Origin of the sequence: Methylobacterium litchii (assembly GCF_038442315.1) — a bacterium.
GTDB classification, from domain to species: domain Bacteria; phylum Pseudomonadota; class Alphaproteobacteria; order Rhizobiales; family Beijerinckiaceae; genus Methylobacterium; species Methylobacterium litchii.
In genome coordinates, this window is sequence record NZ_JBBXMY010000001.1 from 793,367 (window position 1) to 820,258 (window position 26,892).

At 68.6% G+C, this 26,892-nt stretch carries 28 protein-coding genes; 13 read left to right on the forward strand and 15 right to left on the reverse strand.

Annotated features, from left to right (window positions below):
• Nucleotides 1–73: 73 nt before the first annotated feature.
• From AAHF99_RS04075 to AAHF99_RS04095, 5 genes are all read left to right on the forward strand, one after another.
• Nucleotides 74–529, forward strand: a complete 456-nt coding sequence (locus tag AAHF99_RS04075; RefSeq protein WP_342162769.1) for a hypothetical protein — start codon at nucleotides 74–76, stop codon at nucleotides 527–529.
• 520 nt (nucleotides 530–1,049) lie between these two features.
• Entirely contained in the window at nucleotides 1,050–1,979 is a 930-nt protein-coding gene (locus AAHF99_RS04080; RefSeq protein WP_342162770.1) for an AEC family transporter, read from the forward strand.
• A gap of 106 nt (nucleotides 1,980–2,085) precedes the next feature.
• Nucleotides 2,086–3,315 carry an acyl-CoA dehydrogenase gene (locus AAHF99_RS04085; protein ID WP_342162771.1) on the forward strand — a complete coding sequence of 410 codons (1,230 nt, stop codon included), beginning with the start codon at nucleotides 2,086–2,088 and terminating at the stop codon, nucleotides 3,313–3,315.
• A gap of 591 nt (nucleotides 3,316–3,906) precedes the next feature.
• The gene (locus AAHF99_RS04090; RefSeq protein ID WP_342162772.1) at nucleotides 3,907–4,353 is read left to right on the forward strand and encodes a DUF6978 family protein; all 447 of its coding nucleotides are present in this window, start codon (nucleotides 3,907–3,909) and stop codon (nucleotides 4,351–4,353) included.
• Nucleotides 4,350–5,111, forward strand: a complete 762-nt coding sequence (locus AAHF99_RS04095) for a DUF1829 domain-containing protein (protein ID WP_342162773.1) — start codon at nucleotides 4,350–4,352, stop codon at nucleotides 5,109–5,111. Before AAHF99_RS04090 ends, AAHF99_RS04095 begins: the two co-directional genes overlap by 4 nt.
• A gap of 74 nt (nucleotides 5,112–5,185) precedes the next feature.
• Here AAHF99_RS04095 and AAHF99_RS04100 read toward each other — a convergent pair whose 3' ends face one another.
• The 4 genes from AAHF99_RS04100 to AAHF99_RS04115 form a co-directional block, all read right to left on the reverse strand.
• On the reverse strand, nucleotides 5,186–7,597 hold the full coding sequence (locus AAHF99_RS04100) for a penicillin-binding protein 1A (RefSeq protein ID WP_342162774.1): 2,412 nt from the start codon (nucleotides 7,595–7,597) through the stop codon (nucleotides 5,186–5,188).
• 144 nt (nucleotides 7,598–7,741) lie between these two features.
• The gene (locus tag AAHF99_RS04105; RefSeq protein ID WP_342162775.1) at nucleotides 7,742–8,998 is read right to left on the reverse strand and encodes an N-acetylmuramoyl-L-alanine amidase; all 1,257 of its coding nucleotides are present in this window, start codon (nucleotides 8,996–8,998) and stop codon (nucleotides 7,742–7,744) included.
• Between the two features lie 163 nt (nucleotides 8,999–9,161).
• Nucleotides 9,162–9,512, reverse strand: a complete 351-nt coding sequence (locus tag AAHF99_RS04110) for a hypothetical protein (protein WP_342162776.1) — start codon at nucleotides 9,510–9,512, stop codon at nucleotides 9,162–9,164.
• 181 nt (nucleotides 9,513–9,693) lie between these two features.
• Nucleotides 9,694–10,047 (reverse strand): phasin, encoded by a 354-nt coding sequence (locus tag AAHF99_RS04115; protein WP_243958644.1) that lies wholly within the window; start codon nucleotides 10,045–10,047, stop codon nucleotides 9,694–9,696.
• Between the two features lie 538 nt (nucleotides 10,048–10,585).
• On the opposite strand from AAHF99_RS04115, the gene AAHF99_RS04120 reads away from it, so the two are divergent.
• Entirely contained in the window at nucleotides 10,586–10,759 is a 174-nt protein-coding gene (locus tag AAHF99_RS04120; RefSeq protein WP_342162777.1) for a hypothetical protein, read from the forward strand.
• A 45-nt stretch (nucleotides 10,760–10,804) separates the two neighbouring features.
• On the opposite strand, the gene AAHF99_RS04125 is transcribed toward AAHF99_RS04120, so the two are convergent.
• From AAHF99_RS04125 to AAHF99_RS04140, 4 genes are all read right to left on the reverse strand, one after another.
• Nucleotides 10,805–12,487: an acyl-CoA dehydrogenase family protein gene (locus AAHF99_RS04125; RefSeq protein WP_342162778.1), complete on the reverse strand. Its 1,683-nt coding sequence runs from the start codon at nucleotides 12,485–12,487 to the stop codon at nucleotides 10,805–10,807.
• 109 nt (nucleotides 12,488–12,596) lie between these two features.
• Nucleotides 12,597–12,803 (reverse strand): hypothetical protein, encoded by a 207-nt coding sequence (locus AAHF99_RS04130; RefSeq protein WP_342162779.1) that lies wholly within the window; start codon nucleotides 12,801–12,803, stop codon nucleotides 12,597–12,599.
• 89 nt (nucleotides 12,804–12,892) lie between these two features.
• The gene (locus tag AAHF99_RS04135) at nucleotides 12,893–14,446 is read right to left on the reverse strand and encodes an FAD-dependent oxidoreductase (RefSeq protein ID WP_342162780.1); all 1,554 of its coding nucleotides are present in this window, start codon (nucleotides 14,444–14,446) and stop codon (nucleotides 12,893–12,895) included.
• Between the two features lie 84 nt (nucleotides 14,447–14,530).
• Nucleotides 14,531–15,427: a DMT family transporter gene (locus AAHF99_RS04140; protein ID WP_342162781.1), complete on the reverse strand. Its 897-nt coding sequence runs from the start codon at nucleotides 15,425–15,427 to the stop codon at nucleotides 14,531–14,533.
• 198 nt (nucleotides 15,428–15,625) lie between these two features.
• Here AAHF99_RS04140 and AAHF99_RS04145 point away from each other — a divergent pair, with 198 nt between their 5' ends.
• The 6 genes from AAHF99_RS04145 (at nucleotide 15,626) to AAHF99_RS04170 (ending at nucleotide 20,001) form a co-directional block, all read left to right on the forward strand.
• On the forward strand, nucleotides 15,626–16,543 hold the full coding sequence (locus AAHF99_RS04145) for a YihY/virulence factor BrkB family protein (protein WP_342162782.1): 918 nt from the start codon (nucleotides 15,626–15,628) through the stop codon (nucleotides 16,541–16,543).
• 54 nt (nucleotides 16,544–16,597) lie between these two features.
• The gene (locus AAHF99_RS04150) at nucleotides 16,598–17,467 is read left to right on the forward strand and encodes a dienelactone hydrolase family protein (protein WP_342162783.1); all 870 of its coding nucleotides are present in this window, start codon (nucleotides 16,598–16,600) and stop codon (nucleotides 17,465–17,467) included.
• Nucleotides 17,468–17,713: 246 nt separating this feature from the next.
• The gene (locus tag AAHF99_RS04155; RefSeq protein ID WP_243958630.1) at nucleotides 17,714–18,157 is read left to right on the forward strand and encodes a response regulator; all 444 of its coding nucleotides are present in this window, start codon (nucleotides 17,714–17,716) and stop codon (nucleotides 18,155–18,157) included.
• A gap of 109 nt (nucleotides 18,158–18,266) precedes the next feature.
• Complete coding sequence (locus tag AAHF99_RS04160) at nucleotides 18,267–18,464, forward strand: hypothetical protein (RefSeq protein ID WP_342162784.1); 198 nt, start codon at nucleotides 18,267–18,269, stop codon at nucleotides 18,462–18,464.
• A 98-nt stretch (nucleotides 18,465–18,562) separates the two neighbouring features.
• Nucleotides 18,563–19,708, forward strand: coding sequence for an alpha/beta hydrolase family protein (locus tag AAHF99_RS04165; RefSeq protein WP_342162785.1), 1,146 nt, complete (start codon nucleotides 18,563–18,565; stop codon nucleotides 19,706–19,708).
• Nucleotides 19,709–19,800: 92 nt separating this feature from the next.
• Nucleotides 19,801–20,001, forward strand: a complete 201-nt coding sequence (locus tag AAHF99_RS04170; protein WP_342162786.1) for a hypothetical protein — start codon at nucleotides 19,801–19,803, stop codon at nucleotides 19,999–20,001.
• On the opposite strand, the gene AAHF99_RS04175 is transcribed toward AAHF99_RS04170, so the two are convergent.
• The 7 genes from AAHF99_RS04175 to AAHF99_RS04205 all read right to left on the reverse strand — a co-directional run bounded on the left by AAHF99_RS04175 (nucleotide 19,998) and on the right by AAHF99_RS04205 (nucleotide 25,469).
• The gene (locus AAHF99_RS04175) at nucleotides 19,998–20,948 is read right to left on the reverse strand and encodes a YncE family protein (protein ID WP_342162787.1); all 951 of its coding nucleotides are present in this window, start codon (nucleotides 20,946–20,948) and stop codon (nucleotides 19,998–20,000) included. The genes AAHF99_RS04170 and AAHF99_RS04175 overlap by 4 nt on opposite strands.
• Complete coding sequence (locus AAHF99_RS04180) at nucleotides 20,945–21,478, reverse strand: SRPBCC family protein (RefSeq protein ID WP_342162788.1); 534 nt, start codon at nucleotides 21,476–21,478, stop codon at nucleotides 20,945–20,947. Before AAHF99_RS04180 ends, AAHF99_RS04175 begins: the two co-directional genes overlap by 4 nt.
• A gap of 21 nt (nucleotides 21,479–21,499) precedes the next feature.
• Complete coding sequence (locus tag AAHF99_RS04185; RefSeq protein WP_342162789.1) at nucleotides 21,500–22,090, reverse strand: DUF447 domain-containing protein; 591 nt, start codon at nucleotides 22,088–22,090, stop codon at nucleotides 21,500–21,502.
• Nucleotides 22,091–22,094: 4 nt separating this feature from the next.
• Nucleotides 22,095–23,600 carry a DUF6513 domain-containing protein gene (locus tag AAHF99_RS04190; protein ID WP_342162790.1) on the reverse strand — a complete coding sequence of 502 codons (1,506 nt, stop codon included), beginning with the start codon at nucleotides 23,598–23,600 and terminating at the stop codon, nucleotides 22,095–22,097.
• Nucleotides 23,597–24,166: an amino acid kinase family protein gene (locus AAHF99_RS04195; RefSeq protein ID WP_342162791.1), complete on the reverse strand. Its 570-nt coding sequence runs from the start codon at nucleotides 24,164–24,166 to the stop codon at nucleotides 23,597–23,599. The genes AAHF99_RS04190 and AAHF99_RS04195 overlap by 4 nt, the downstream gene beginning before the upstream one ends.
• Nucleotides 24,163–24,849: a (5-formylfuran-3-yl)methyl phosphate synthase gene (locus tag AAHF99_RS04200; protein ID WP_342162792.1), complete on the reverse strand. Its 687-nt coding sequence runs from the start codon at nucleotides 24,847–24,849 to the stop codon at nucleotides 24,163–24,165. The genes AAHF99_RS04195 and AAHF99_RS04200 overlap by 4 nt, the downstream gene beginning before the upstream one ends.
• Nucleotides 24,850–24,941: 92 nt before the next feature.
• On the reverse strand, nucleotides 24,942–25,469 hold the full coding sequence (locus tag AAHF99_RS04205) for a DUF3280 domain-containing protein (RefSeq protein WP_342162793.1): 528 nt from the start codon (nucleotides 25,467–25,469) through the stop codon (nucleotides 24,942–24,944).
• A gap of 195 nt (nucleotides 25,470–25,664) precedes the next feature.
• Here AAHF99_RS04205 and AAHF99_RS04210 point away from each other — a divergent pair, with 195 nt between their 5' ends.
• Entirely contained in the window at nucleotides 25,665–26,888 is a 1,224-nt protein-coding gene (locus tag AAHF99_RS04210; protein ID WP_412759827.1) for an ABC transporter substrate-binding protein, read from the forward strand.
• Nucleotides 26,889–26,892: the final 4 nt, after the last annotated feature.

Below are 26,892 nucleotides of genomic sequence, written 5' to 3' on the forward strand. Positions count from 1 at the left end.
CCGAAAGGCGGGCTGGCGCGTTGTCGCGCACATCCGCCACGGCGCCCGGCGCCTTCAGCCCGCGAGACCTCCGATGAGACCGCTTCTCCCCGCCGCGTTCCTGCTCCTGGGCTTCGCCTCCCACGCCCAGGCCGACACGGTGCCCGACCTCGACGTGGAGAAGACCTGCCGGTCGTCCCAGGTCGCGGATCCCGGCGTCAACGACAAGGCGAGCTACGAGGGCTGCCTGCGCTCCGAGAAGGACGCCAAGAGCCAGGCCGAGAAGCATTGGAGTTCCTACGCCCCGGCCGCGAAGCGGCAATGCGAGGCGCAGTTCAAGGCCGGCGGCTACCCGTCCTATGTCGAGATGATCACCTGCCTCGAACTCGCGACGGGCGTGGTGCCGGGCCAGAATACCGGCGACATCGGCGTCGGCGGGAAGGGCACGGCCAAGTCGGCCGGCGTCGAGGGCCAGGACGGGCAGAACCTCACCAAGGAGCCGAGCGCGAGCCAGCGGACGGACCCGCTGAAGGTGCTCGAGAAGAAGTAGGGCTGGCGCAAACAACCGCCAAGAGTATTTCCAGAAAAACGACAAACGTAGAATTGAAAATACTCAAGAACTCTCTGCTCTAGGGCCTCAATCCCTTGAGCAGATTACATTCATATGCAAAGCAATTCGCGTGATCGTGCGGAAACGCCAGGATGGCCAGATCCCGTACCCGGTGAGCCGCCGGGTGCCTGCGGGCGACGGCATCGCTCGGTCATTCGGAGACGCCGAGATGTGGTTCCTGCCACGGATCAGCGTTCTTGTGGTGGTGAAACGAGTGCGGAGGACCAGCTGGAGCCTGATCCTCCGCGTTAAGCTCGGGTAACTACCGACAAGAAGGTCCGGGGCGGCGGAAGCCGCCTCGGGCCGCTCCGGAAATATGGGGCCGGTGCCGAAGAGCGGTCAAGGGCCCTGCAGGTTGTACTGCGAAGTCTACCCTGCGTTCTTCGAAGGTCTGCGCGGCGCATCGCCGTGCTATGCGCCGGCAAAGCTCGCTGTCGAGCCTGCGCAGATTGCCGGATCCGTGAACGCCCTCACCATCATCGCTCCGATCTTCGGGATCGTCCTGATCGGCTGGGGCGCCGCGCTGACGGGGCTGATTTCCGACAAGGTGAGCGACGGGCTCTCAGAATACGTCTTCGCGGTCGCGGTGCCCGCGCTGATCGTCGCCACGTTGACCCGGCCGGGAATGAGCGGCGAGATCGCGTGGTCGTACTGGGTGTCGTATTTCGGCGGCGCGGCGCTGTCGTGGCTGACGGGCACGCTCATCGCCAAGCGACGGGCCGGCGTGGAGCGCCGGGGCGCGATCCTGCACGGCTTCGCGGCGAGCCAGTCGAACACGGTGTTCGTCGGCGTGCCGATGATTCTGCAGGCCTATGGCGAGGAGGGGGCCTTCCCGCTGTTCATGCTGCTCGCCGTCCACCTGCCGCTGATGATGGGCAGCGCCACGTTCCTCATCGAATCGGATTCCGACAAGCCGATCCTTGCGCGCCTGCGGGGCCTTGCCCTGGTGCTGCTGAAGAACCCGATCTTCGTCGCCCTGATCGTCGGCATGGTGCTGAAGGGGACGGGCATCACGCCCTCGGGCATCCCCAAGGCGCTGATCGATTCCTTCGCCGGCACGGCCTCCACCTGCGCCCTCGTCGCCCTCGGGGCGGGGCTGAAGCGGTACAAGGTGCTGTTCGATCTGAAGGGCGCGGTGGTCATCGCGCTGCTCAAGAACATCCTGCATCCCCTCGCGGTCTGGCTGCTCGCCTTCCACGTCTTCTCGATGCCGCCTGCCTATGCGGGGGTGGCGGTGCTGTTCGCCGCCATGCCGGTGGGCATCAACGCCTACCTGATGGCCGCGCGCTACAAGACCGAGATGGGCATGATCGCCGCCTCGGTGCTGGTTTCGACGCTGATGGCGCCGCTCTCGGCGCTCTTCTGGCTCACCGTCCTCGGCAAGGCCTGACGGGACAGGCGACGCGTCACCCGTCGCGTTGGAAGCGGGCCGGCATGGGTTTAGGTTGGTTCCACGACAGCGGGCCACGAGACCCGCGCGACCCTGCGAGGAACCCATGAACGCCCCGATGCGCCCCCCGGGCAGCGCCTCCCCCTCCGCCCCGCCCTCCGCGCGTTTCGTCTGGGACGACCCGTTCCTGCTCGACGAGCAACTGACCGAGGACGAGCGCGCCATCCGCGACGCCGCGCAGGATTTCGCCCGCGAGCGGCTGCTGCCCGGCATCGTCGAAGCCTATGCGAACGAGAAGACCGATTCCGGCCTGTTCCGGGAGATGGGCGAGCGCGGCCTCCTCGGAGTGACCTTGCCGGAGGAGTATGGCTGCGCGGGCGCGAGCTACGTCGCCTACGGGCTGGTGGCGCGGGCGGTGGAAGCGGTCGATTCCGGCTACCGCTCGATGATGAGCGTCCAATCCTCCCTCGTGATGTACCCGATCTTCACCTACGGCTCGGAGGAGCAGCGCCGGAAGTTCCTGCCGAAACTCGCCTCGGGCGAGTGGATCGGCTGCTTCGGCCTCACCGAGCCGGATGCGGGTTCGGACCCGGCGGGCATGAAGACCAAGGCGGTGAAGACCGCCGACGGGTACCGGATCTCCGGCGCCAAGATGTGGATCTCGAATGCGCCCTTCGCGGACGTGTTCGTTGTCTGGGCGAAGTCCGAGGAGCACGACGACGCGATCCGCGGCTTCATTCTCGAAAAGGGGATGAAGGGCCTGTCCGCGCCGACCATCAAGGGCAAGCTCTCCCTGCGCGCCTCCACCACGGGCGAGATTGTCATGGAGGATGTGGAGGTCGGGGAGGACGCGCTTCTGCCGAACGTCTCAGGCCTGAAGGGACCGTTCGGCTGCCTCAACCGGGCGCGCTACGGCATCTCCTGGGGCGTCATGGGCGCGGCGGAGGATTGCTGGCGCCGGGCGCGGGACTACACGCTGGAGCGCAAGCAGTTCGGCCGCCCCCTGGCGCAGACGCAGCTCGTCCAGAAGAAGCTCGCCGACATGCAGACCGAGATCACGCTGGGCCTCCAGGCCTCGCTGCGGGTCGGGCGCCTGATGGACGAGCACAAGATGGCGCCGGAGATGATCAGCCTGATCAAGCGCAATAATTGCGGCAAGGCGCTCGATATCGCCCGCGTCGCCCGCGACATGCACGGCGGCAACGGCATCATGGGCGAGTACCACGTGATGCGGCACGCCCAGAACCTCGAGACGGTGAACACCTACGAGGGCACCCACGACGTCCACGCCCTGATCCTCGGACGGGCGCAGACGGGGCTACAGGCGTTCTTCTGAGGCGAAACACGACCTCAATTCGGTGGCACGCGGTCGAGAAACGGCTCGAAGCGCTTTCCGAGGATGGGATAAGTCTCCGTTGTTCTTGACCTGAACCGCCCCAATCGGCTTCAATTCCGGCGGGGCGGTACGCGCCGCCCTGGGGCGTGGAAACCCCTTCGATGACGGTTTGGCGCCGGCCGATGCGGCGCCATCTTCCTTGACCATGCGGTCGGGGAGCCTGCGACGCATGTCCAGGCGCTCCGGTGCTAAAGGTCGTAGGGACCGATCATCGACGGTTTTCCAACTCCCCGACTATGGGATGGCCAAGGCTCGTCAGCGGGGGCGCACCGCAGACACGGGCCTTCGGGAGCGACCGATGGGCTCTGAACAAGAACCTAACGATAGTGCACGCCGCATTGCGATGCTTCGCAGGACCTTAAATGCTGCTGCGTCACGAAAGCCTCGGCACGCGCTGAGGGCTCGATCGCGCTTCCTTCTTGCACGTATCCTTGAGATGCTTGACGATGAAGCGAAAGAAAAATCGATCTAGAAGGCCAACCCTTCGATGGTTCGGCAGAGTGCGCTAACACCACCTACGAAAGTGAGAGAATGACGGTCGCGCTGTCTCAGTCCGAGGCCGATGCACTTCTTGTGATGGACAAGCGGCGTATGGACAACAAGCGGTGGTGCTTGCCAGACCTGGGCGGCGGAATTTCCGTTCCGCTTACATCGCTGAACGGGACGGAAAGCTTTCAACTCGATATCAGTCGAAGTCGCATTAAACTGACCAAAGGCAAGTTTCAGCATCGCGCCCGCGTTACCTTTGTGCTGGCGCGGATTGATGTTGGTGGGGCACCGCACCGCAACCCCGACGATCAGGAAATTCCTTGTCCCCATATCCATTTATACCGTGAAGGGTACGGGGATCGATGGGCATATCCCGTGCCCGCCAATCAATTCAGTGATCCGTCTGATCACTGGCAAACGCTACTTGATTTCATGCGCTTTTGCAGGATTGTCGAGGAGCCGGCTTTCGATCGCGGATTATTCACATGAGTGAAATCGATGATCTCATAGTCGGCTATTACAAGTGGCTTCGGGACAAGTCCGCGACCAAAGTCCTAGGCGAATGGACCGAAATCACTACGCCTTATCTCGATCGTCATAATGATTATATTCAAATATATGCTAAAAAGACCCTTAGGGGTTTCGTTATAACCGACGGTGGCGAGACCCTGATGGATCTTGAGCATTCCGGCTGCTTGATTGATAGTCCTCGGCGTCAGGAAATTCTCCGCTCCATCCTCAACGGGTTTGGCGTCGAGCATAGTGAAGGGGAGTTCCGTGTGCTTGCGAGCCGTGAGGACTTTCCAATTCGTAAGCACAACCTAATACAAGCTGTCCTCTCTGTACAAGACATGTTCTTCCTCGCGTCCGCCACTGTGGAGTCGCTATTCTTGGAAGACGTTTCTGCATGGATGGAGGGCGCCGATATTCGCTACACACCACGAATTAAGTTCTCCGGAAAGAGCGGCTTCGATTTCATGTTCGATTTCGTTATTCCGAAATCGAAAGTCGCTCCGGAGCGGATTATACGAGCAATCAATAATCCAAGTACGTCCGCTGCGCGGAATCTCATTTTTGCTTGGCTCGATACACGGGCGGTAAGGCCCGAAAATTCCGAGCCATTCGCATTTCTAAACGATAACGAAAAGTCTGTCTCATCCAGCGTGACCGTTGCACTTTTGGCTTACGGCATCACTCCTATCGTGTGGAGTGAACGTGACCGGTTTCTCGAGCGGCTAGCGGTATGATCGACTTTGAAGACTGACGAACCGCGACCACGCGCGCTCAGGCGAGCGACGCGTGGTTTCGGGACGATTGCGGCTCAGTACACCCCACCGGCCTGGGCGGCCGCGTCGGCGTTCGGCGCGGCGGCGGGGGCGCTGCTGGCCGGGGCGACGTAGGCGTCCGGCGGGGCGGTGCCCGGCTTGAACGCCTCCAGGATCGTGCCCGCCCCTTCGCCCGAGCCGGCGCGGGTGCCGGAGGCGAGGTTGACGCGGATCAGCTTGATGCCCGGCGGCACGCGGAACGGCGTCGGCGGCTTGTCCTTCAGCGCCTGCTTCAGGAAGTCGAGGGCGATGGGGGCCGCGAGGCCGCCGCCGGTCGCCCGGTCGCCCAGCGAGCGCGGCTTGTCGAAGCCGATATAGATGCCCACCGCGAGGTCGGGGGAGAAGCCCACGAACCACGCGTCCTTCGCGTCGTTGGTGGTGCCGGTCTTGCCGGCGAGCGGCTTGCCGATTTGCTTCAGGATCGTGGCCGTGCCGCGCTGGACGACGCCCTCCATGATCGAGACCATCTGGTAGGCGGTGAGCGGATCGAGCACCTGCTCGGAGTCGTCCACCAGCTTCGGCTCGTCCTGGCCGGACCACTTCTCCGCGTCGCAGCCGACGCATTTGCGGTTGTCGTGCCGGTAGATCGTTTCGCCGATCCGGTCCTGGATCCGGTCGATGAGCGTCGGGCGGATGCGGCGCCCGCCATTGGCGAGCATCGAATAGGCGGTGACCATGCGCATCACCGTCGTCTCACCCGCGCCGAGCGACATCGGCAGCACCGGCAGCAGATCGTCGTAGACGCCGAAGCGGCGGGCATACTCCGCGATGAGCGGCATGCCGACATCCTTGGCCAGCCGCACCGTCATCAGGTTCTTCGAGTGCTCGATCCCGTAGCGCAGCGTGTGCGGGCCACCGGACTTGCCGTCGTAGTTCGAGGGCGTCCACGCCTCCTGGCCGGGCCCGGCCTCGATGGTGATCGGCGTGTCGAGCACGATGGAGGAGGGGGTGTAGCCGTTGTCGAGCGCCGCCGAATAGACGATCGGCTTGAACGACGAACCGGGCTGGCGCATCGCCTGGGTGGCGCGGTTGAACTCGGATTCGTCGTAGGAGAAGCCGCCGACCATCGCGTGCACGCGGCCGGTGTTCGGGTCCATGGCGACGATGCCGCCGGAAACCTCCGGCCGCTGGCGCAGGCGGTACTGGTTGCGCCCGCCATCCATGGCCTCGACATAGACCATGTCGCCCGGCCGCAGGTTCGGGCGCCCGGCCCAGCGCATCCCCTCGGGGGTGATCACGCCGGTCTCGCGGTCCTTGGAGATCTGGCCGGAGGCCTCGCGACGGGGCTGGAGCCCCACCTGGATGCCGCTCGCGCCGGAGCCCAGCACCACGGCGAGGCGCCAGGGGGCGACGTCGCCCAGCGCCGGCACCTCGGAGGCGGCCTGCCCCCAATCGCGCCCGGTCAGGTCGACGTGGTTTGCCGGGCCGTGCCAGCCATGCGCCTGATCGTAGCGCACGAGGCCGTCCACCAGGGCCTTGCGCGCCCAGGCCTGCATCTTCGGATCGAGGGTGGTGCGCACGGAGAGGCCGCCCTCGTAGAGCTTCTTCTCGCCGTAGCGCTCGGAGATCTCGCGGCGGACCTCTTCGGTGAAGTAGTTGGCGATGGAGCCGTTCGGGAAGGCCACGCGGGGGTTCACGCCGAGCGGCTGCTTCTTGGCGCTCTCCTCCTCCTCGCGGGTGATGTAGCCGTTCTCCCGCATCAGGCGGATGATCTCGTTGCGCCGGTCCAGCGCCGCCTGGGTCTTGCGGTAGGGGTGGTAGTTGTTCGGCCCCTTCGGCAGCGCGGCGAGATAGGCCGCCTCGTTGATCGTCAACTCGTGGACGGACTTGCCGAAATAATCGAGCGCGGCGGCGGCGACGCCGTGCAGGTTCCGGCCCGGCACGATGGTGCCGAGGAAGATCTCGTTCAGGTAGAGCTCGAGGATCTTGTCCTTCGAGTAGGCGGCCTCGATGCGCAGGGCGACGAGGGCCTCCTTGATCTTGCGGTCGTAGGTCTGTTCCGAGGAGAGCAGGAAGTTCTTGGCCACCTGCTGCGTGATGGTGGAGGCGCCCTGCTTCTTGCCGCTCTTGGCGTTGGTCAGGATCGCGCGGACGATGCCCTCGGGATCGATGCCGCCGTGCTTGTAGAAGTTCTTGTCCTCGGCCGAGAGGAAGGCCGCAACGACGATCTTCGGCATGGCCTGGATCGGCAGGTACAACCGGCGCTCGCGGGCATATTCGGCCAGCAGCGAGCCGTCCGCCGCGTGAACGCGGGTCATCACCGGGGGCTCGTAGTTCGCGAGCGCGGCGTGGTCGGGCAGGTCCTGGCTGTACTTCCAGTAGAAGTAGCCGGCCACCACGGCACCGACGCAGAACAGCACCGCGCCGGCACTGAACAGAATCCCGAAGAAACGAAGGATCAGACGCATCCGGTTTTCCGCTCGCCGCCAGCCCGGAGATGCACCGATTCTCGGCGCAATCGGCTCCCGGACGCTGCCCTCAGGAGCCCCGCGAGGAGCCGCTTTGCAACCTCGCGTGCCGGGGCATCCGAACGCCCCGTATCCACACCGTATCTATGGTGAAACTGGGGCGATGGCGGCCGACCGGCGCGTCCCGGTGCCCGGCTTACCGATACTCGTGCGGGTTGCAAAGAATTGATCGACGGCCTTGGCCATCGATCCCGTGACCCCGGCGCGCCATTCGGGGTCCTGCAGCTTCTCCAGATCGCGCTTGCTCGACAGGTAGCCGAGTTCCACCAGCACGCTCGGCACGTCGGGGGAGCGCAGCACCACGAAGCGGGCCTCCCGGTGGGGCTTGGTGCTCATCTCCATCACGGGGCCGAGCTGCCCCATGAGGTTGCGCGCGAAGCCCGACGAAAAGCCGCGCGTCTCGCGCAGGGTGAGTTCCTGCAGGATGTCGGCGATGTCCGGCGCGGCCTCGGCGGCTTCTGCGCCGGCGGCGGCATCGGCGCGGTTCTCTCGCTCGGCGAGCTTGGCTGATTCGGCGTCGGTCGCCTTCTCGGAGCCGGTGTAGATCGTCGCCCCGCGGACCTGCGGCGCCGACGAGATCGAATCGGCGTGGATCGAGATGAACAGGTCGGCCTTGGCCTCGCGGGCGATGCGCACGCGCTCGTTGAGGGGCACGAACACGTCGCGATCACGGGTCATCTGCACCCGGTAGCGGCCGGCGGCGTTCAGCTTGCCCGCCAGATCCTGCGCGAAGCCGAAGACGATGTCCTTCTCGAACACGCCCGTCGTGGCGATGGCGCCGGGATCGGTGCCGCCATGCCCGGCATCGATGACGATGAGCGGGCGCGGATCGGTGGTCGTCGCGGCCGCCGAGGGGGCCGGGGCGGGCCGGGGATCGGCGGAGGCGGCCGCCTTGCGGAACGCGTCGCGATCCACCTTCTGCAGCGGGATCGTCATGAGAACCGCCCCGTCGCGGGGGCGGGTGACGGTGTCGATCCGGCCCACGGTGGCGGGGGCGGCAAGGTCGATGACGATGCGCGAGCGGCCCGGGGCGAACAGGCCGTAGCGGAAGGATTGCACCACGCCGTCGCGCCGACGGCCGGAATCAGAATCCAATTGGAAGTTGACCTCGGGCAGGTCGATCACCACGCGGTCGGGCCGCTCCATCACGAAGGCGCGGGCATCGACCGGCCGCGACAGGGTGAGGGTGAGCTTGCTTTGGTTGCCCTGGCTCGACAGGTCGGCGCCGATGGCGATGGCCGACCCGCGCTCGCTGTCCTGAGCGCGCAGGGGCACGGCCAGGGCCAGGACGGCGGCCAGGCCGAGGAATACGGAGCGGATCAAATACGCGCGGCCAAGCATCGGACCATGTCGTTTCCCATGCGCCTCGATAGGCAATAGGAGCGCGATGGTTAACCGATGCTTTCCATCACAGGTTCGTTCGGGGCGCGGATGTTGCCGCGAAGCGACAGGGGAAACGCACTCTAAGTTGTGCTTGCCACGCCGCTCTCGCGCGGTGCGAGCATCAGCGGGCGGTGAACGACCGGCTCGCCGAGACCGTCAGCATGCCCCAGCAGGTCAGGGTCGAGTCGGCGGCGCGCTGGAACTCGCCGATCTGCAGGCGGACGACTTCGGCCATGGAGCGGGCGCCTGCGAGGGCGCGCAGATGCGCCGCGAAAGCCTCGCCCTCACCGATGACGTAGTTCATCACCGTGGTGCCGAAGGTTTCCGCGTTCAGCAGACGGGGCGATGTCGCCGCGAGGGCGGCGGCCGGCACGGCGGCCGCTTCCACAACCGGCGCGGGTAGGATCTCGGCGGGCGGGTCGAGGGGAGCCCGCTCGGGGGCGGGTTCCTGGAATCCAGCATCCTGGACCACAGCCGGTGCTGCGGCGGCAGCCGGGGCCGGCGTCGGGTGCTGTCTCTGGTATCGCGGTCGGCGCGGCTTGGACATCGCGGGCGATCCTCGTCGCAGGCGCCCTCGGCGGCATCGCGCTCAGGAGGGCCGGGCGGCGTGGGGCGCGCCCCCGGGGTGGGGACGCGCCGTTTGGCTCAGGCGATCAGCGCGCGGCGTTCTGGGCCAGCGAGCCGAACTCCTTCGCCTGCGACTGAAGCGTGGCGAACTGGCTGCGGACGAACTCGGACTGCAGCTCGAAGGCCTCGCGCATGTCGCGGGTGCGGACCAGCTTCTGGGCGTAGTCGAACGCGGCGTTCGCGTTGTTCTGGGCGTGGTCGAAACCCTTCGAGACGGCGGCGGTGAACGTCGACTGGAAGGTGTGACCGGCCGTCTGCATCTGCTCGCTGGCCTTGATGGCGTTGGCCATCATCGTGCCGACGGCGGTGCGGGCCTGATCCACGCTCTTCTCGGCGAAATCGCGCATCTCGTTCGGGATCTCGAAATTCGGGGTCTGCATGGGGGTCTCCAGCCAGGATGACAGCGGGCGCGAACCCTCGGTTCGCCGTTGACGGAATCGATCTATGTTGCGCTGCAATAAAAGTCAATCGGGTTAATCGAAGAACTTATCCTGCCATTCGCACCGATGTCGGGCGGGGGCAGGCCGGTAATAGGTTTCGGCCTATAGACCTTGCCCCCCGCGGTTCGTGCCCGGACTGAATCCGCCGGAAGGAGCCGAGGGGCCTATAGTCGCCCGATCTGAAGCAAGGCGTTGCGATTACACATATCGTCCGATGTACTGCAAGCGTAACCGTTGACAAAGTCTAGTGGCAGCGCTGCCAAAAGCCTCGCGTCGAAGTCTGCGAAGGCGTTCCGTTTGTGCGACGCAGCGCCGGCCTGGGCGCACGATGCTGCGTCCTCCCTGCGAGGGCGATCACCGGAAGGAGGGGGCGAGGGTGTCTGAAAAGTCGGTGCCGGTTTCGGAAACACCAGCGGCGCCTCGCGTTGATGGGCACCCGCACCCGACTGGGTGCATCCCCCATGCGAAGGAAACCGCGATGGCCGACGACAAGACCAAGCCCGATCAGGCCGGCTTCCAGCAGGACAGCGCCAAGCCGGGCGACAAGCAGAACCCGGAAAACAAGCAGGAGAAGCTGAACGAGCGTCTCGACGACGCCCTCGAAGAGACCTTCCCGTCGAGCGATCCGGTGTCCGTGAAGATCACGAAATAAAAAAAGGCCGGGCGGCTTGGCGCCGCCCGGCCTTCGGACATCGTCTTACGCCGCGTCGAGAAGGCGGCGGGCGATGACCTGGGCCTGGATCTCGGCCGCGCCCTCGAAGATCGAGAGGATGCGGGCGTCACAGAGGATGCGGCTCACCGGGTATTCCAGGGCGAAGCCGTTGCCGCCGTGGATCTGCAGGGCGTTGTCCGCCGCCGCCCAGGCGACGCGGGCGCCGAGCAGCTTGGCCATGCCGGCTTCGAGATCGCAGCGCCGCTCCTCGTCCTTCCGCCGGGCGGAGAAGTAGGTGAGCTGCCGGGCGATATTGATCTCCACCGCCATCATCGCGAGCTTGTCGGAGACGCGGGGGAAGTTCACCAGCGCCTTGCCGAACTGCACGCGCTCCTCGGCGTAGCGCAGGCCGACATCCAGCGCTGCCTGGGCGACGCCGATGGCGCGGGCGGCGGTCTGGATACGGGCCGATTCGAAGGTCTGCATGAGCTGGGTGAAGCCCTTGCCCTCGACCTCGCCAAGCAGGTTCGCCGCCGGGACGGCGAAGTTCTCGAAGGCCAGCTCGTATTCCTTCATGCCCCGGTAGCCGAGCACCTCGATCTCGCCGCCGGACAGGCCCTCGACGGGGAAGGGGTCCTCGTCGGTGCCGCGCGGCTTCTCGGCGATGAGGAGGGAGAGACCCCTGTGGCCCTTCTCCTCCGGCTTCGTGCGCACCAGCACGGTCATGATGTCGGCGCGGACGGGATGGGTGATCCAGGTCTTGTTGCCGGTGATCTTCCAGGTATCGCCCTCCTTCACCGCGCGGGTGCGCAGCGAGGCGAGGTCGGAGCCGGTATTCGGCTCGGTGAAGACGGCGGTGGGCAGGATGTCGCCGCTGGCGATCTTGGGCAGGAAGCGGTGCTTCTGCTCCTCGGTGCCGCCGCACAGGATCAGTTCGGCGGCGATCTCCGAGCGGGTGCCGAGCGAGCCGACGCCGATATAGACGCGGGACAGTTCCTCCGAGACCACGCACATCGCGGCCTTCGGCATGCCCATGCCGCCGTATTCCTCGGGGATCGTCAGGCCGAACACGCCGAGTTCGGCCATCTTCTCGACCACCGACATCGGGATGTAGGCGTTCTGCAGGTGCCACTCGTGGGCGTGGTCGGCGACCTCGGCCTTGCCGAAGCGGCGCATCTCGGAGCGGATCGCCTCCATGTCCTCGTCGAGGCCGGAGACGCCCACCGTGGCGCTGCCGCTGCCGTCGCGCATCCGCAGGACGAGGGCGGCGCGGTTCTCGGCGGTGTTGCCCTCGGCGATCAGGGTCTCGACGGCCTCAGTGCGGAACTCCGCGACCTCCTTGGCCGACAGGCCAAGGGAGCTGACCGGGCGCACCATCTCGCCCTGGCTCATCGGAATGGCCGAGAACATCTGGTCGAGATATTCGCCCGCGCCGATGCGCACGAGGAGGTCCTCGGTCTCGCCGAACTGGCCGGATTCCGTCAGGCGCTCGGCATAGTCGCCGAGTTCGCGCACGGCCTCGGCATAGGTCGCGAGCCACGCGAGGCCGTGGGCGGCGTGCTGCTGGGCTTCGAGCTTGGCGGTGTCGATCTTGCCGTCGGCGCCGATGACGCGGGCGCGGACACGACGGATGGCCTCGTCGCTGAGGCGCTTGGCGGCTTGGCCGGCGGCCTTCGTCACCGCGACGGTGTCGAAGGGTTCGGCCTGGATGGCGGGGGAAGCGGACATGGCGTTCTCTCGCGTTTTGCGTCTGTTATGGCGACCCTTCTAAACGCTTCCGGGCCAACGCCGAAATAGATTCCATTGCCGGACGCTTGAACCAAAGTTCAAGAACGACTCAGCGCTTCACTTCGCAACGGGTCTTCACATACGCGCCATCCTCGCCCTTGAAGCCCGAACTGGCGGCGAGGACCGGACCCTGGATCAGGCATTCCTGCAGGGTGTGCGCCGGGCCGATGATGACGTCGAGGGCGGTATCGCGCGAGCAATCCGGCCCCTGGACGGAGGCCGCGCAGATGAGCGCGACGACGATGATCTGGTTCATGGCGCATCCCCGACGGCGCCCGATGGCGCAAGCAGGGGAAAGCGGGAACCCCTCCGCCCCGTTCCGTGCCGTGCTGACGCAGTGCCCGGCTAGGCGGCGTCCCGCGCCAGGGCGGGAAGGTCCGCGCCGGCCTCGATCTCGGCGGCCTTCGGCAGGCGCCCGAGCCCGAGCAGGTGCAGGAAGGCGGTGAAGGCGCCGTTCCGGCCGATGCTGCAGGCGGCGGTGACGGTGTCGCCGGTCACGTAATAGGCGATGAAGTCGAGGGTGGCCGGATCGCCCTGCAGGATGATCCGGTCGAAGCCCTTGGCATAGCCGCCGTAATCGAGCCGCTTGTCGCCCTGATTGCTCCAGAAGAACGGCGCGCCCGTGAAGTCGCCGCCCCGGCCGAGGATCGCGTGGGCCACATGCGTCCCGTGCTGCTGAGCGAGGCGCCAATGTTCGATCCGCGCGGTCTGCCCGCTCGCCTTCTCGGGGAAGGCGGCGATGTCGCCCGCGATCCAGACTCCGTCGGCGACCTTCAGGTCGCCCCCGACCGTGAGGCCGCCGCTGTCGTCCGGCGCGATCCCGGCGATCAGGTCCGCTTCCGGCTTTGCGCCCGCGCCCACGAGGACGATGTCGGCCGGCAAGCGCCGCCCATCCTCCGTCTCGACGGCCTCGACATGGCCGTTGCCGGCGATTCCGGCGACGGAGCCCTGCACGAAGGTGACGCCGTTGCCGGCGTGATACTGCCTGAGCGCGGCGCCCACCGCCTCACCGAAGCGCTTGGCGAAGGGCACTTCCTCGCGGGCCAGCACCGTGACGGCGAGGCCGCGCTTGGTGAGGAAGGCGGCGGCCTCCATGCCGATGAAGCCGGCGCCCACCACCACGACAGTCTTACCCTTGCCCGCCGCCTCGCTCACGCGGAGCGCGTCGTCGAGGCTGCGCAGGGTGAACACGCCGTCGAGGTCCTTGCCGGGGAAGTCCGGCATCGCCGCCCGGCTGCCGGTGGCGACGAGGATCGCCTCGGCCTTCAGCGTCCGCCCATCCTTCAGCCGGACCTCGCGGGCGGCGGGATCGACCTCGGTCACATCCGCCGTCAGGCGCTCGACCTTGTTGCTTTCCGCGAAATCGGGCTCGATCAGCACCTTCTCCGGTGGGGTGGGCTTGGCAAGGAACTGCTTCGACAGCTTGGTCCGGTCGTAGGGCGGATGCGCCTCGCGGCCGACCATGGTGATGCGGCCATCGTAGCCCTCGCGGCGCAATGTCTTCACACAGGCCACGGCGGCGGCGCCCGAGCCGACGATCAGCACGGACTCAACGGGCGCGCCGACCGTCTTCGTCGGCGCGGGTTCCGGCGTCAGGGTCGCGACCGCCTCCGCGCCTTCGATGCGCACGGGATAGCGCGTGAGGGAGTCGAGGGCCGGCGGCTCTTCGAGGCTTCCGTCCGCAAGGGCGAAGGCGGCCTTGTGCCAGGGGCAGTATAGCCGCCCGCCGCAGATCTCGCCCTTGGCGAGCGGTGCTCCGAGATGCGGGCACTTGGCCTGGAACGCCCGCACGCCGGAGGCGTCGCGCACGAACAGCACCTTGTCGTCCCCGGCCGCGCCTTCCTTCATGCCTCCCATCGGGATCGCGTCGAGGGCGAGGCGGATCTCGGTTCCGGGCATGGCGGCGTCACTCCTGGCGAGCGCCGTTGCGCCCGGCCGATCAAGTCGCGGAGGCCGATCCGGTTGCGCTCCGCGACGTCGCGCCTAACCCCTGTTCGCCACGGCGACGCCCGCCGCCGCCACGGCCATGCCGGCGATCTGCACCAGCGTCAGGGTCTCACCGAACAGCAGGTAGCCGAGCCCCGCCGAGACCGGCGGCACGAGGAAGAACAGCGCGGCGACGCCCGCCACCGCGCCCCGCCGGATGAGGAACAGGAACAGCAGCACCCCGGCGACGGAGTTCACGAGGATCGCCCAGCCGAGGCTGAACCAGAGGGGGCCGACCGCGTCGAACCGGGGCCCGCCGAAGGCCAGGGCCAGGGGCACGGCGCAGGCCGTCCCGCCGAGGAATTGCAGCACGGCGCTGGCGAGCAGGTCGCCGCCCCCGCCCGTGCGCTTCTGCCAGAGGGTGCCGAGCGTCAGGGCGACGACGCTGCCGAGCGACACGGCGAGCGCCCCGGGCGGGATCCCCGCCGCATCGGTGGCCCCGAGCTTCGGCACCAGCACGAGCGCCGCGCCAAGGAAGCCCACGGCGATGCCCGCCGCCCGGCGCCGGCTGACACGTTCGCCGAGGAGCGGCCCGGCCAGGGACGCCGTGAGGAGCGGCTGAAGGCTGCCGACCAGGGCGGCGATGCCGGCCGGCAGGCCGTGGCTGATCGCGACGAAGGTGGCCGAGAGATACACCCCCTGCATCAGGAAGCCGGCGACGAGGGGGCCGCGCCAGCCCGTCCACCCCGCCGGGAACCGCGCCCCCACCGCCACGGCGATGAGGCCGAGGATGAGGGCCACGCTGCTGAAGCGCAGGGCGGTGAAGACCAGCGGGTCGGCATGGGGCACCGATCCGCGCGCGACGATGAAGCCCGTCGACCAGATCAGCACGAACAGGCCCGGCACCAGGGCGGACGCGACCGGCGAGGGGGTGGGGGGACGCGACGGGCTCAACTTCGTTCAGGCTACGCGATGGACGGACAAGGCCAAGCATGGCCGCGACATTCCGGCAACCACGATTCGTCATCGTTGCGTTGCCGGAAGGCGTCACCCCGGCGCGAAAGGCCGCGGCTGCGGCGGGCGGCGTTGACGCGGGGCACCCGTCGCCGCCATCGACGGCGCGCGGACATGGCGACGGAGCGGACCGGATTCTTGGACAGGCTTCGCAAAGGTCTCGGGCTGGCCGGCCTCGCCGCCCAGCGATTCGTCGCCCATGACGGCTGGGCCATCGCGAGCCATATCGCGCTCTCGATCCTGACCTCGCTGTTCCCGTTCCTGATTCTGCTCGCTGCTCTCGCGGGCCTGTTCGGCACGGCGTCCCTCGCGGACGAGGCGGGCACGTTGATCTTCGAGGCGTGGCCGCGCGAGATCGCCTCGCCCATCGTCGCCGAGGTCCACCGGGTGCTCACCACGCAGCGCGGCGGCGTGCTGACCCTCGGCGCGCTGTTCGCGCTCTACTTCTCCTCCTCGGGGGTCGAGAGCCTGCGGGTCGGGCTGAACCGCGCCTACGGCCTGCGCGAGAGCCGCCCGTGGTGGCTCACGCGCCTCGAATCCATCGGCTACGTGATCTGTGGGGCCTTCGCGATCCTGGCCTTCGCCCTCCTCGTGGTCCTCGGGCCGCTGATCTGGAGCCGGCTGATCCTCGTGGCGCCGGGTCTCGAACCCCTCGGGCTCACCGTCGCCATCGTGCGCATCGCCGTCACGGCGATGCTGCTGGCCTTCGTGCTGGTCATCGCCCACAAGTTCGTCGCGGCGGGGCGGCGCTCCATCGTCTCGGTCCTGCCGGGGATCGCGGTGACGCTGCTGCTGTGGTTCCTCGCCGGCCTCGGCTTCGGCTTCTATCTGGAGCGGTTCTCCAACGCCTACGCCTCGACCTATGGCGGCCTCGCGACGGCGATGGTGTTCCTCGTCTTCCTCTACTGGCTCGCCGCGATGTTCCTGTTCGGCGGCGAGATCAACGGCACGGCCATCGCCGCCCGCCGCAGTCATCTCCAGGCGCGGATGCGCGCCCGGCAGGCGGCGGCCCTCGAAGCCCAGCGGCCGGCCGAGGACCGCGCGGCCTCGGTTTGACCGCACCGCCCCGGGCCGGCTAGCCCTTCCTCACGAGGACAACCGAGGGTTGCTATGCGGGACGAAGCCAATGCCGGTCTCGACGGTCTCATCGCGTCGCCGCTCTCGCGGCGGGGCTTCGTGATGACGAGCCTGATGAGCGGATTGACCCTCGCGACGACGCGGGTCGAGGCGCAGGTGATCCACACCGATGCCGAGGGCATCGAGGCGGGCGAGGTCGCGATCCCGGCCGGCGACGGGCCGATGCCCGCTTACCGGGCGGTGCCGAAGGGGGAGGGGCCGTTCCCGGTGATCCTCGTGGTCGAGGAGATCTTCGGGGTCCACGACTACATCAAGGACATCTGCCGCCGCCTCGCCAAGGCGGGCTACTGCGCCGTGGCGCCGGAACTCTACGCCCGCCAGGGCGACCTCTCGAAGATGACCGACGTCAAGCAGATCATCGCCGAGGTGATCTCCAAGACGCCGGACGCGCAGTGGATCGCCGATCTCGATGCCACGGTGGCCTGGGCGACCTCCGCCGCCAAGGGCGATGGCCAACGCCTCGGCGTGATGGGCTGGTGCCGGGGTGGCCGGGCGGTGTGGCTCTACGACGCGCACCGCACCGACCTGAAGGCGGCGGTCGCCTGGTACGGCCCGGTGGGCGGCGAGCGCACGGCGATCCAGCCGCGCACCGCCGGGGATGTGGCTGGGGAGATCCACGCGCCGCTGCTGGCGCTTTATGGCGGGGCCGATACCGGCATCCCCGTCGCCTCCGTCGAGGCGGCGCGCGACGCGGCCAAGGCGGCGGGCAAGAGCGTGGAACTCGTCGTCTTCCCGGAGGCGCCGCACGGCTTCCACGCGGATTACCGGCCGAGCTACCGCAAGGAGGCTGCGGAGGACGGCTGGGCGCGCGCTCTGGCCTTCTTCAAGGCTCACGGGGTCTGACGAAGCGCAAGGGTACAGCGGCTTGAGCGGTTTTCCCCCCGCTCAAGCCGCGCGATCACTTCTGAATGGCCAAGTTGTTCCAACGTTCGACGGCGGCTGTGTTCGGAATGACACGGCCGTTTCCTGTCTTCTGTGCGATGGAACAGGAAGGATCTGTGCCTGCGCGGGTCCGGTGGGGTGCGACGACGCTTTGGTGATGAACCGATCGCCGCTTTCGCCGTTCAGACCTAGTGGATTAGCGGCTCGATGAGCGACGCGCGACTGCCTGGACGAAAGCCCGTCATCCTCGTCGTGGAGGACCAGCCCGACGAGCGCTTCCTTGCGGCCACTCTCCTGGAAGACACGGGCTTCACCGTGATCGAGGCCGAGACCGCCGAGCGGGCGCTGGCGATCCTCAACGACCGGGCCGAAGAGGTCAGCGTCGTGTTCTCCGACGTACGCACCCCCGGCCCCATCGGCGGGTTCGAACTGGCCCGGATCATCGGCGTGACGTGGCCGAAGGTGCGCGTGCTCCTCACCTCCGGCGACGCGGGCGACCAGCCGAGCGACCTGCGCGTCTCCGCGACCTTCATTCCCAAGCCCTGGCGGGCCGAGGACATCCTGGCCTGGGTGCAGGAGGCGGCCGGCCAGCCCCCGTCCTCCGGCGGCCCCGGGATGATCGGCTCCGGCAAGGTGCAACAACAGGCGTAGCGGCGCGATCCGTCACGGCAAGGCTGAAACTTTCGCCCCGGTCCCGCGTTCGTGGCTCTCCGTCACCGCGTGCCGCCGTGCGCAGGCCACCTTCGTCAGATCGCAGACCATGAACGTCGTCGCCGAAAATCACGCCGATACGCTCGCTCGCCGGGGGGGACACTCTCGCGATGCGCTGGTCGCCGCCGTGATCGGTGAGCGGCTGCGCGAGACGTTCGCACGGGAGCGGAACGAGTTGCCCGAGGCGCTGGCGGCTCTCCTGAGATCCCTCGATACCGCGCGCCGGGATCACGCCACGATCACTTGACGAGATCGGGGGGCGCTCCATCGCCAAAGACGGCGAATCTGTTATGGGGACAACCACCGGTTCAAACCGGCCTGGAAATACCGTCTCCCGAGGCCGTCATGCATCTGAAAGCCCTTCGCGCAACGTTCGCTGCCGGCCTGTTCGCCGTGGCGAACGCTGCCCAGGCGGCGAGCCCTCCGGTCCAGCCGAACGACGGGCCGGGGAGCGTGGGCGACCGCAAGGTGAGCGTGGCCAAGCGGGCCCTCGGACGGCCCAGCGCCCCGACCTTCGCATTCTATGCTTCCAGCCCGGCGCCCGAAGCCGGCCGTCCGGTGGCGGTGTTCCTGCACGGCTGGGGCGCGGTGAATCCGCAGAGCTACGGCGCCTGGATCGACCATCTCGTCCGCCAGGGTTGGCTGGTCCTGTTCCCACGCTTCCAGGAGGTGAACCGCACCAAGCCGTCCGATGCCCCGGCCACCGCCGCATCGCTGGTGAAGGCCGCCCTCGGTGAGGTCGCCGACGACAAGGAGGCCAAGCCCGACCTGTCGCGTGTGGCGATGATCGGCCACCTCGCGGGCGCGCCGCTGGCCATGGACCTCGCCGCCGGCGCGGCGAAGGACGGGCTTCCGGCCCCGAAGCTGATCTTCGCGGCGGTGCCCGGCGGCATCGCCAGCGGGCCGAAGTCGCGCGGTATTCCCCTGGAGGATCTGGAGCGGATCGCCCCCACCACGCTGATCGTCACCATGGTGGGCGACAAGGATTCCCGTGCGGCCGAGGCGGCGTCCCGTCGCCTCCTGCGCGAGGCGAGCGCGGTGCCGGCCGAGCGCAAGCTGTTCGTGCGCGCCCTTTCGGACGATCACGGCTTCCCGGCCCTGACGGCGACCCTCGCCGCCCCGGCCGGCATCGATGCCGCCTACGATGCGGGGGCGATCAAGATGCCGCCGGAGCCGAAGGATGCGCCGAAGCCGCCGCCCTTCCGCTGGTCCGCCGAGATGGCGCTGACCGGGGAGCAGCAGACGCTGGTCTCGCAGATCAACCTCGCCCGCGCCGACGCCCTCGACTACCTCGGCTTCTGGAAGACCTTCGACCTCGCCGCCGCTGCCGCCTTCTCCGGCGGGGACGCCACGGCGCTCAAGGCGAACCCGCGTCTGGCCGACATGGAGCGGTGGAGCGACGGCTGGCCGGTGAAGCGCCTCTTCGTCGAGATCCCGAAGCCCACCAAGCCCCCGGCGGTGGCGAACGGGGCGGATTCCGGGCGCCGTTGACGCACCCCTTCCCCTTGGCGCGGGCTTTGCTAAGCTTAGCCGGCATGGCGGTGTGAGCCGGCCATGCGGACCCGCTTCGAAGGGGACGCTCCATGCCGGAATTCGTCGCCACGCTGCTTGCCGCCGCCGCGTTCTGCGTGACGCTGCTTCTGCTCAACGCCGTGACGCGCCTGCTGCTGCAGGCCCATCTCGGCCCCCCGGACTTCTCGGAGAACGGCTTCCTGCAATATGGCGGCGCCCTGGTCGCCGCCCGCGCGACCTACCGGCGGGCGCCGCAGCGCCGGCCGGTCTAGCGCAGGAAGTCGCCGAAGGCCCTCGGCCCGTTGCCGGTGGCGATCTGCGCCACCGTCTTCAGGCTGGCCGCATCGATGACGCTGAGGCGGTTGTCGCCCCAATCGGCCACGTAAAGGCGGCCCGTCGCCGGGTCGGCGGCGATGCCCTCGGGGTGGTCGCCGACATCGATCTCGGCGAGGGGCTTCAGCGTCGCGAGGTCGAAGGCCGTCACGCTGTCCGCGTATTGGTTGGTGACGAAGCCGCGCCCGTTCAGCAGCGCCACCACGTAGGGGCGGCGCCCCGTGGGCACGCGGCCGATTTCTTTGGCCGCCGCGACGTCGATCACCGACACGTCGTCGCCCGTGACGTTCGCGGTGTAGGCGCGCCCGGCCGCCGCATCGAGGGTGATGCCGAACGGATGGTGGCCCACAGGGATCACGGCGATCTCCCGCCGCGCGCCCGCGTCCACCACGGAGACCGTGTTCGCCTCGCGGTTGGCGACGTAAAGCCTGCCGCCGTCCGGCGCGACGGCGATGCCGGAGGGCGATTGCCCGACCGCGATCTCGCCGTCCGGAGCCAACACGCCGTCCTTCTCGGTGAGGACGAAGATGCGGGCGCCGTACCAATCGGCCACGTAGACGTGACCGCCGCGCGGGTCCGCCGCCACGCCGAGGGGGCCGCCGGGGAGCGGGATCTCGGTGAGCACCGTGCCCGCGTCGAGGTCGAGCACGGCGAGGCCGTGCCCCTCGGGCCGCGTGACGTAGGCCCGCTTCCGGTCGGGCGAGAGGGCGATGCCGGCCGGCGCGCCGTCGACGGCGATCCGGCGCAGCACCGTGTTCGAGGCCAGATCCACGACCTCCACCGCGTTGGCGAGTTGCACCGTCACGATGGCCTCCCGCGCCGGCCCGGCCTGGGCCGGCGCGAGGGTCAGGAGCAGTGCCGCGAAGCCGGCCCCGAGGCGGCTCAAGAGCCCTTCTCGACCTTGTTCTTGAGGTTCTGCAGGCTCGCCTTCACCCAGGCGCTGACGCCCTTCTCGGAGGCCTCGTCGTTCAGGTCCGCCGGCGGATCGTTGTTCATGTAGCCGCGATAGAAGGCCGACTTCCACTCGACCTTCGACTTGGCATCACCCTCGGGCTCGACGGTGATCGTGCCGGAATAATCGTTGGCCGGCAGGTCCTTCACATCGACCTTGTCGATGTAGAACATGAACAGTTTGTCGTCCGGCTTGTACTTGCCGCCGGTCTCGCCGATCGTGTTGCCATTCTTGAGGGTGAGCGTGCGCTTGGACTTGGCCGGATCGTCGCCCTGGGTCTCGGTCTTGGTGACGTTCTCCAGCCAGTTCGCGTCCTTCCAGTTGCCGACGACCGCCCAGACCTTGTCGGCGGGGGCGTTGATCTCGATCGACTCGGACACCTTGCGCCGGGTCGGGCCGTGCGCCTGGGCCGTGAAGGCCACGAGGGTGGCGAGCGCCGCCGTTGCCAGGGTGATTGTCTTCATCGTTTTTCTCTCCTGCCGCCTTTAGCGGTCCTCCCGGCCGAGGATGCGGGCGTCGGGGCCGAGCGCCGCCGCCACCTTGTCCTCGATCCAACCCCAGGCCTCGCGCTCGCGCGGGCCCGCCGTCTTGGCGATGGCGATGGCGAGATAGGTCATCTCGCCGAGAATTTTAGCGGGCTCCAGCATGTGGAGCCGCGTCGAGAGCACGGCCGCCTCCAGCACGGCGGCCTGCGCCCGGTTGTACCCGATGAACGCCGCATGCGCCGCCCGGTGGCGGATGCGCCCCCGGTAGCGCGGGCGCTGCGCATCCTGCTCCACCCCGGCCACCTCGAACTCGGCATGGCCGAAACTGTCCGCCAGCCGCCGGCCGGGAATGGTCTCGCAGGGCTCGGTCGGCCAGTCCCGCCGGCCGGTGACGGCGCCCGCGATCACCCGGATGTCCCGGGGGCTCGACGCCGCGAAATACGGGCTCGCCTCCAGGTTCTCGATGGTCGGCGAGGGCCGGAACGGGGCGAGCACGTAATCCTCGCCCTCCTGGATCAGCCCGAACGGCACGAGGTGCAGCGCGCCGGCCGGCGAGAGCGTGGTGACGATGGTCTCCAGGATCAGCGGCATCGGCTCAGCCCTCGTCCGAGGGTACGAGGCGCCCACAGACGATCTTTTCACCCGAAGGACCCGTTTCGGGCGCGCGGGCGTCGCGGGTGCCGGGGAACGGCGCGTCGGGGCCGGAATGCTTGGTGTGCCCGGCTTTCTTGAAGGCGGTGGTGTCCTCGCTCGGCCGGTCGGCGGAGGCGCCCCAGTCGAGGGGTTCGTCCTGCACGTAGCGCTTGCCGAGTCGCCACGCCGTCTCCGCCTTGGCAAGTTCGCCGCCGAGGTAAAACGCGTGCGCCCCGTCGCTCTTCACGTCGAGATCCGGGAAGAAGGCCATCGCGTCGGTGCCGACCCTGTGGATGTCGCGGTTGTAGACGTGGATGCCGTCCTCGGCCACGGCGATCCGGTAGTTCGGATCGCGGACCTCGGCGGCGGCGGCCGCGATCTCCTCGGGCGTTTGCACGAAGGGGCGCTTGTCGTGAAGTGCCAGTAGCTCCCGTCCGTAGCCCTTGGGCAGGGCGGCGTCGGCCTTGGCCGCGTACATCACCCGGCGGGCGGCGTCGTGCTCCTCCACCGTGCGGCGGGTGTGGTTCGAGACGTGGACGATCAGCACGTTGCCGATGGACAGTTCCGAGCACATCCCCATCAGCAGGGCAGTGACGCCGAGGCTGTCCGCCTCGGTGAGCTCGGTGAGGTTGCCGGTGCCCATCATCATCTCGATCTCGGGCCAACGGGCGCGGGTGTCGCGGTAGCGGGCGACCGAGTCGACCAGACCGTGGTGGATCGGCTCCAGGATCGCGTCGGCGATGAACGGCTTGCCGGCCTTCAGCATCCGCTCGATGGCTCGGTCGAGGGAGGGCAGATCCTCGGGCCGGGTCGGCACGAGGATCGGCACCGCGTCGGTCTCGAAGGCGAGGTCCAGCGTGTCCTCGTTGAGGCTCAGCAGATAGTCGGCCCCGGCCCTGGCCCCCCGCGAAAGCTCGTCGCGGGAGAAGGAATCGACGCTCACCTTCAGCCCGGCGCCCTTCAAAGCGCGCACCGAGGCTTCGAGATGCGGGAAGGGCGTATCCGGCAGCCCGCCGAGGTCGATCACGTCCGCGCCGCGCCGGGCGAGGTCGAGGCCTCGCGCCAGGATCTGCTCCGGCGACATCTTCGAGGCGTCCACGATCTCGGAGAAGATCCGCACGTCGTGCCGGGACAGGTCGAGGCTGCGGCCGGCGAGGCCGAGCCAGGCCGGCAGGTCTACGATCTCGTCCGGCCCGCGCTCGACGGGCAGGCCGAAATGCTCGGCCAGCGCATCCGGGTTCGCCCGGCAGCGGCCGGGCAGGACGATGCGCGTCGCGCCGTCCGGGATCGCAACGCGGCGCTTGATGATCTCCTCGGTCATCAGCGCGGCGACCTTCACGCCGGCATCGGCGATGCTCCAGCGGATGCGCGCGGGCAGGCTCGCCGCGATCTTCTCGAGGCGCGGCCGGGCGAGCTTGCCGGTAACGAAGACGATGTGCTCCGACGCGCCCTGCGCGGGGTCGCTCATGCGGCCCTCCTGCTAGGAATCGGGACCGGGCCGCCCGGCCCGTCGATGACGATGGTCCCGCGGAAGCAACGCGCGAAGGCGGGGAAGGCGACGTCCACCAGCCCGAGCCGCGACAGCATGTCGGCATCGCAGCCCGCCGGGGCGTCGGCGGATTTGACGAGGGTGCAGGACGGCGCGCCGAGCCGCGCAGCGAGCCACAGGGCGAGGCTGTCGGAGGTGACGTCCCAGGTCTCGGGGATGTCGGGATGGCCCGCGCGCAGGAGCGCCGGGTCCCAGACGAGGGCGGTCTCGTCGCGCGCCCCGTCCCAGGGCGAGGTGTCGAGGGCGAGGCGCGGTTCGATGGCGAGGAACCGCGCGGCGGTGCGGCCCATGGCGTCGAGGGCCAAGCGATGGGCTTGCGCGTCGGAGAAGCCCTCGCGGGCCTGATCCGCGCGCACGGCGTCCGCGTCGGGGCCGCCGCCGGGCACGATCACGCAGCGCGAACCTGCGGCAAGGCCCGCCAGCACGGCGCGCAGGCGCGCCCCGTCCGCGAGGAGGCTCCCGCCTACCTTGACGACAGACCTCACGCGGCGTCCTGCGCTTGCGGCCTCAGCGCCCGCACGGCCTCCGCGACGCGCAGCGGGTCGATGCCGTTGGTGCGGTCGAAGCCCCGGCACAGGCCGCCCCGGAAGCCGAGGTAATCCGGCCCGGCGGCCGAGAGGGCGGGGATGTCGCCGATCCTGAGGGAGCCGGCGAGGCCGCAGAGCAGCGCGTTCGCGCGGCAGGCGGCGACGAACCCGGCCAGCTCTTCCGGCCCGAGGAGGTCCGGCAGGCGCACCCCCGCCTTGCCGGAGGTGTCGATCATCGCCCCGGCGAACCCGGCCCGCACCAGGGCCGGCACGCAATGGGCGCCCGGCTCGTCCTCGGCGAACAACACCGCGATCACCCGCCCCGGCACCGAGCCGGCGATGCGGACGAGGTGGTCGGCATCCTGCCAGAGGTCGCGCGGGATGCCGTGCTTCACCCAGCGGGCGCCGCTGCGCGCCATGGCCGCGAGGCTCTCGGTGGAATCGGCGACCGCGCTCGTCTCGACGCCTTGCTGGGGAAGGCGGGCCATGATCTCGGCCACGATCTCTGGGGCCAGCGCGCCGAGCGCGCCCCGGTTCGGGTCCTTGGCATCGATGAGGTCGGCGCCCGCGAGCAGGGCGGCCTCGGCCTCGGCCGGGTCGCGCACGCTCACGAGGAGGCGGGGGAAGGAAACAGGTGTCACGATGGCGGGCTATCCGGGACAACGCCCCTGGGCTAGCCCAGAGTGCGCCCGAGGGGAACACGTTTCGCGCAAACTCGGGCTCACGGCTTTGCTCACGGCTTGGCCGGCAGCGGCTCAGCGAGCAGCCGGTTCTTCACCAGCCAGCGCATGCCATGCGCCCAGGTGTTGTCGTCGTCGGCGCGGATCGTCACCTGCCCGCCCCGGATGATCTTGCCGGTCGCGGCCTCGGCGATCGTGACGTTGAGGTTGAAGATCTGGTTGGCGCCGCGCTGGGCGTAGCCCGTCACCGTCAGGTCGGCGCCGAGGCCCTTGGCGATGTCGTCCGCGCAGCCGTTGCACTTGTAGAGCGGGCCCTTCTGATCGACCTCCTTGGCGGCAGGCGCGGTGTCCACCAGCTCGACGCCGGCCTGCGCCTTCAGGGCGTTGCGCAACTCGTCGGTGACGAGGGAGAGCTTCTTGGCATCCGCCGGGCGGATGCGGGCGCCGTAGGAGGCGCCGGGGTCGTTCATCTCGATGGGGAAGACCGCCGCCTTCTCCGTGGCCGCGACGGCGGGGCCGATGCCCGCTGCGAGACCTGCGAGCATGAAGGCGAGAGCCACGGGGCGAGTCGTCGAGCGCATCGGGCGTTTCCTCCGGTCGCCGGCCCTGCGGGGGCCGTGTCGTGCTGGGCCGTCAATTCGTTCGCTGGGACGTTTTGGCAATGGACGAACCGGCCCGGACGCCCCAACTCCCGCTGCCAAGAGGCGTTTTTCCGCGCGAACTTCCTGCGCGGACAGGTTGAGCGCCCCCCCGAGATGCTGATACAGGCCGCGTGCATGCAAGATCGTGCATCTTCTCCCGGTTCCCTGGTGGCGCTCACGGCGCTCCTGCTCGCCGGCCCGGCGCTGGCTCAGGAGCCGGCCGCCGCGCCAGCGACCCCGCCCGCCGCGCTCGAAACGCAGATCGGCCTGATCTACCGGCCGCAGGAGGCGCCCGCCTCCTACGATGCCGAGGCCGTGCCGGAGGACGAGGGCGTGGCCGGCGCCCGGATGGGCATCGCCGACGACAACACGACCGGGCGCTTCACCAAGCAGACCTTCAAGCTGGAGGAGCGGGCGCTCTCGGAGGCCTCCCCGGACCCGGTGGCGGCGGCGAAGGATCTCGTCGCCAAGGGCGTTCACTACATCGTGCTCACCCTGCCGGCCGATCAGGTGCTGAAGGTCGCCGACGCGGTGAAGGGCACGGGGACGGTGGTCTTCAACGCGGGCGCCTCCGACGACCGCCTGCGCGGGGCGGATTGCCGGGCGAACGTGTTCCACGTGGTGCCCTCACGGGCGATGTTCACCGATGCCCTGGCGCAGTACCTGACGGTGATGCGCTGGCGGAAGGTGTTCCTGATCGTCGGCCCGACCGAGGCGGACAAGGGCTACGCGGACGCCATGCGTAATTCCGCGCGGAAGTTCGCCCTGAAGGTCACGGCCGACAAGCCCTGGACCTTCGGGCCGCTCGCCAAGGCGCGGGGCGACACGCCGACCCGCGCCGAAGCGATGGTCTTCACGAGGGGGCTCGACTACGACATGGCCGTGGTCGCGGACGAGGAGGGCGATTGGGGCGATTACGTCCCCTATCGCACGGTCGATCCCCGCCCCGTGGGCGGCACGCAGGGCCTCACCCCAACCACGTGGTCGCCGGTTCTGGAGACCTGGGGTGCCGCGCAGGCGCAGAATCGCTTCAAGCGGTTGGCCGGGCGGCTGATGCGGCCCCTCGATTATCAGGCCTGGATGGCGGTGCGCACGGTGGGCGACGCGGTGACGGCCAAGAAGGCCAACGATCCCGCCACGATCACCCCGTTCCTGACGGATCCCGCCTTCGGCCTGCCCGCCTACAAGGGCGTGCAACTGAGCTTCCGCCCCTGGGACCACCAGATGCGGCAGCCGATCATCGTCGTGCAGCCGAAATCCTTGGTCTCGGTGGCGCCGGAGCAGGGCTTCCTGCACCAGCGCACGCCGCTGGACACGCTGGGGATCGATCTGCCCGAGACGACCTGCAAGTTCCCGTGAAGAC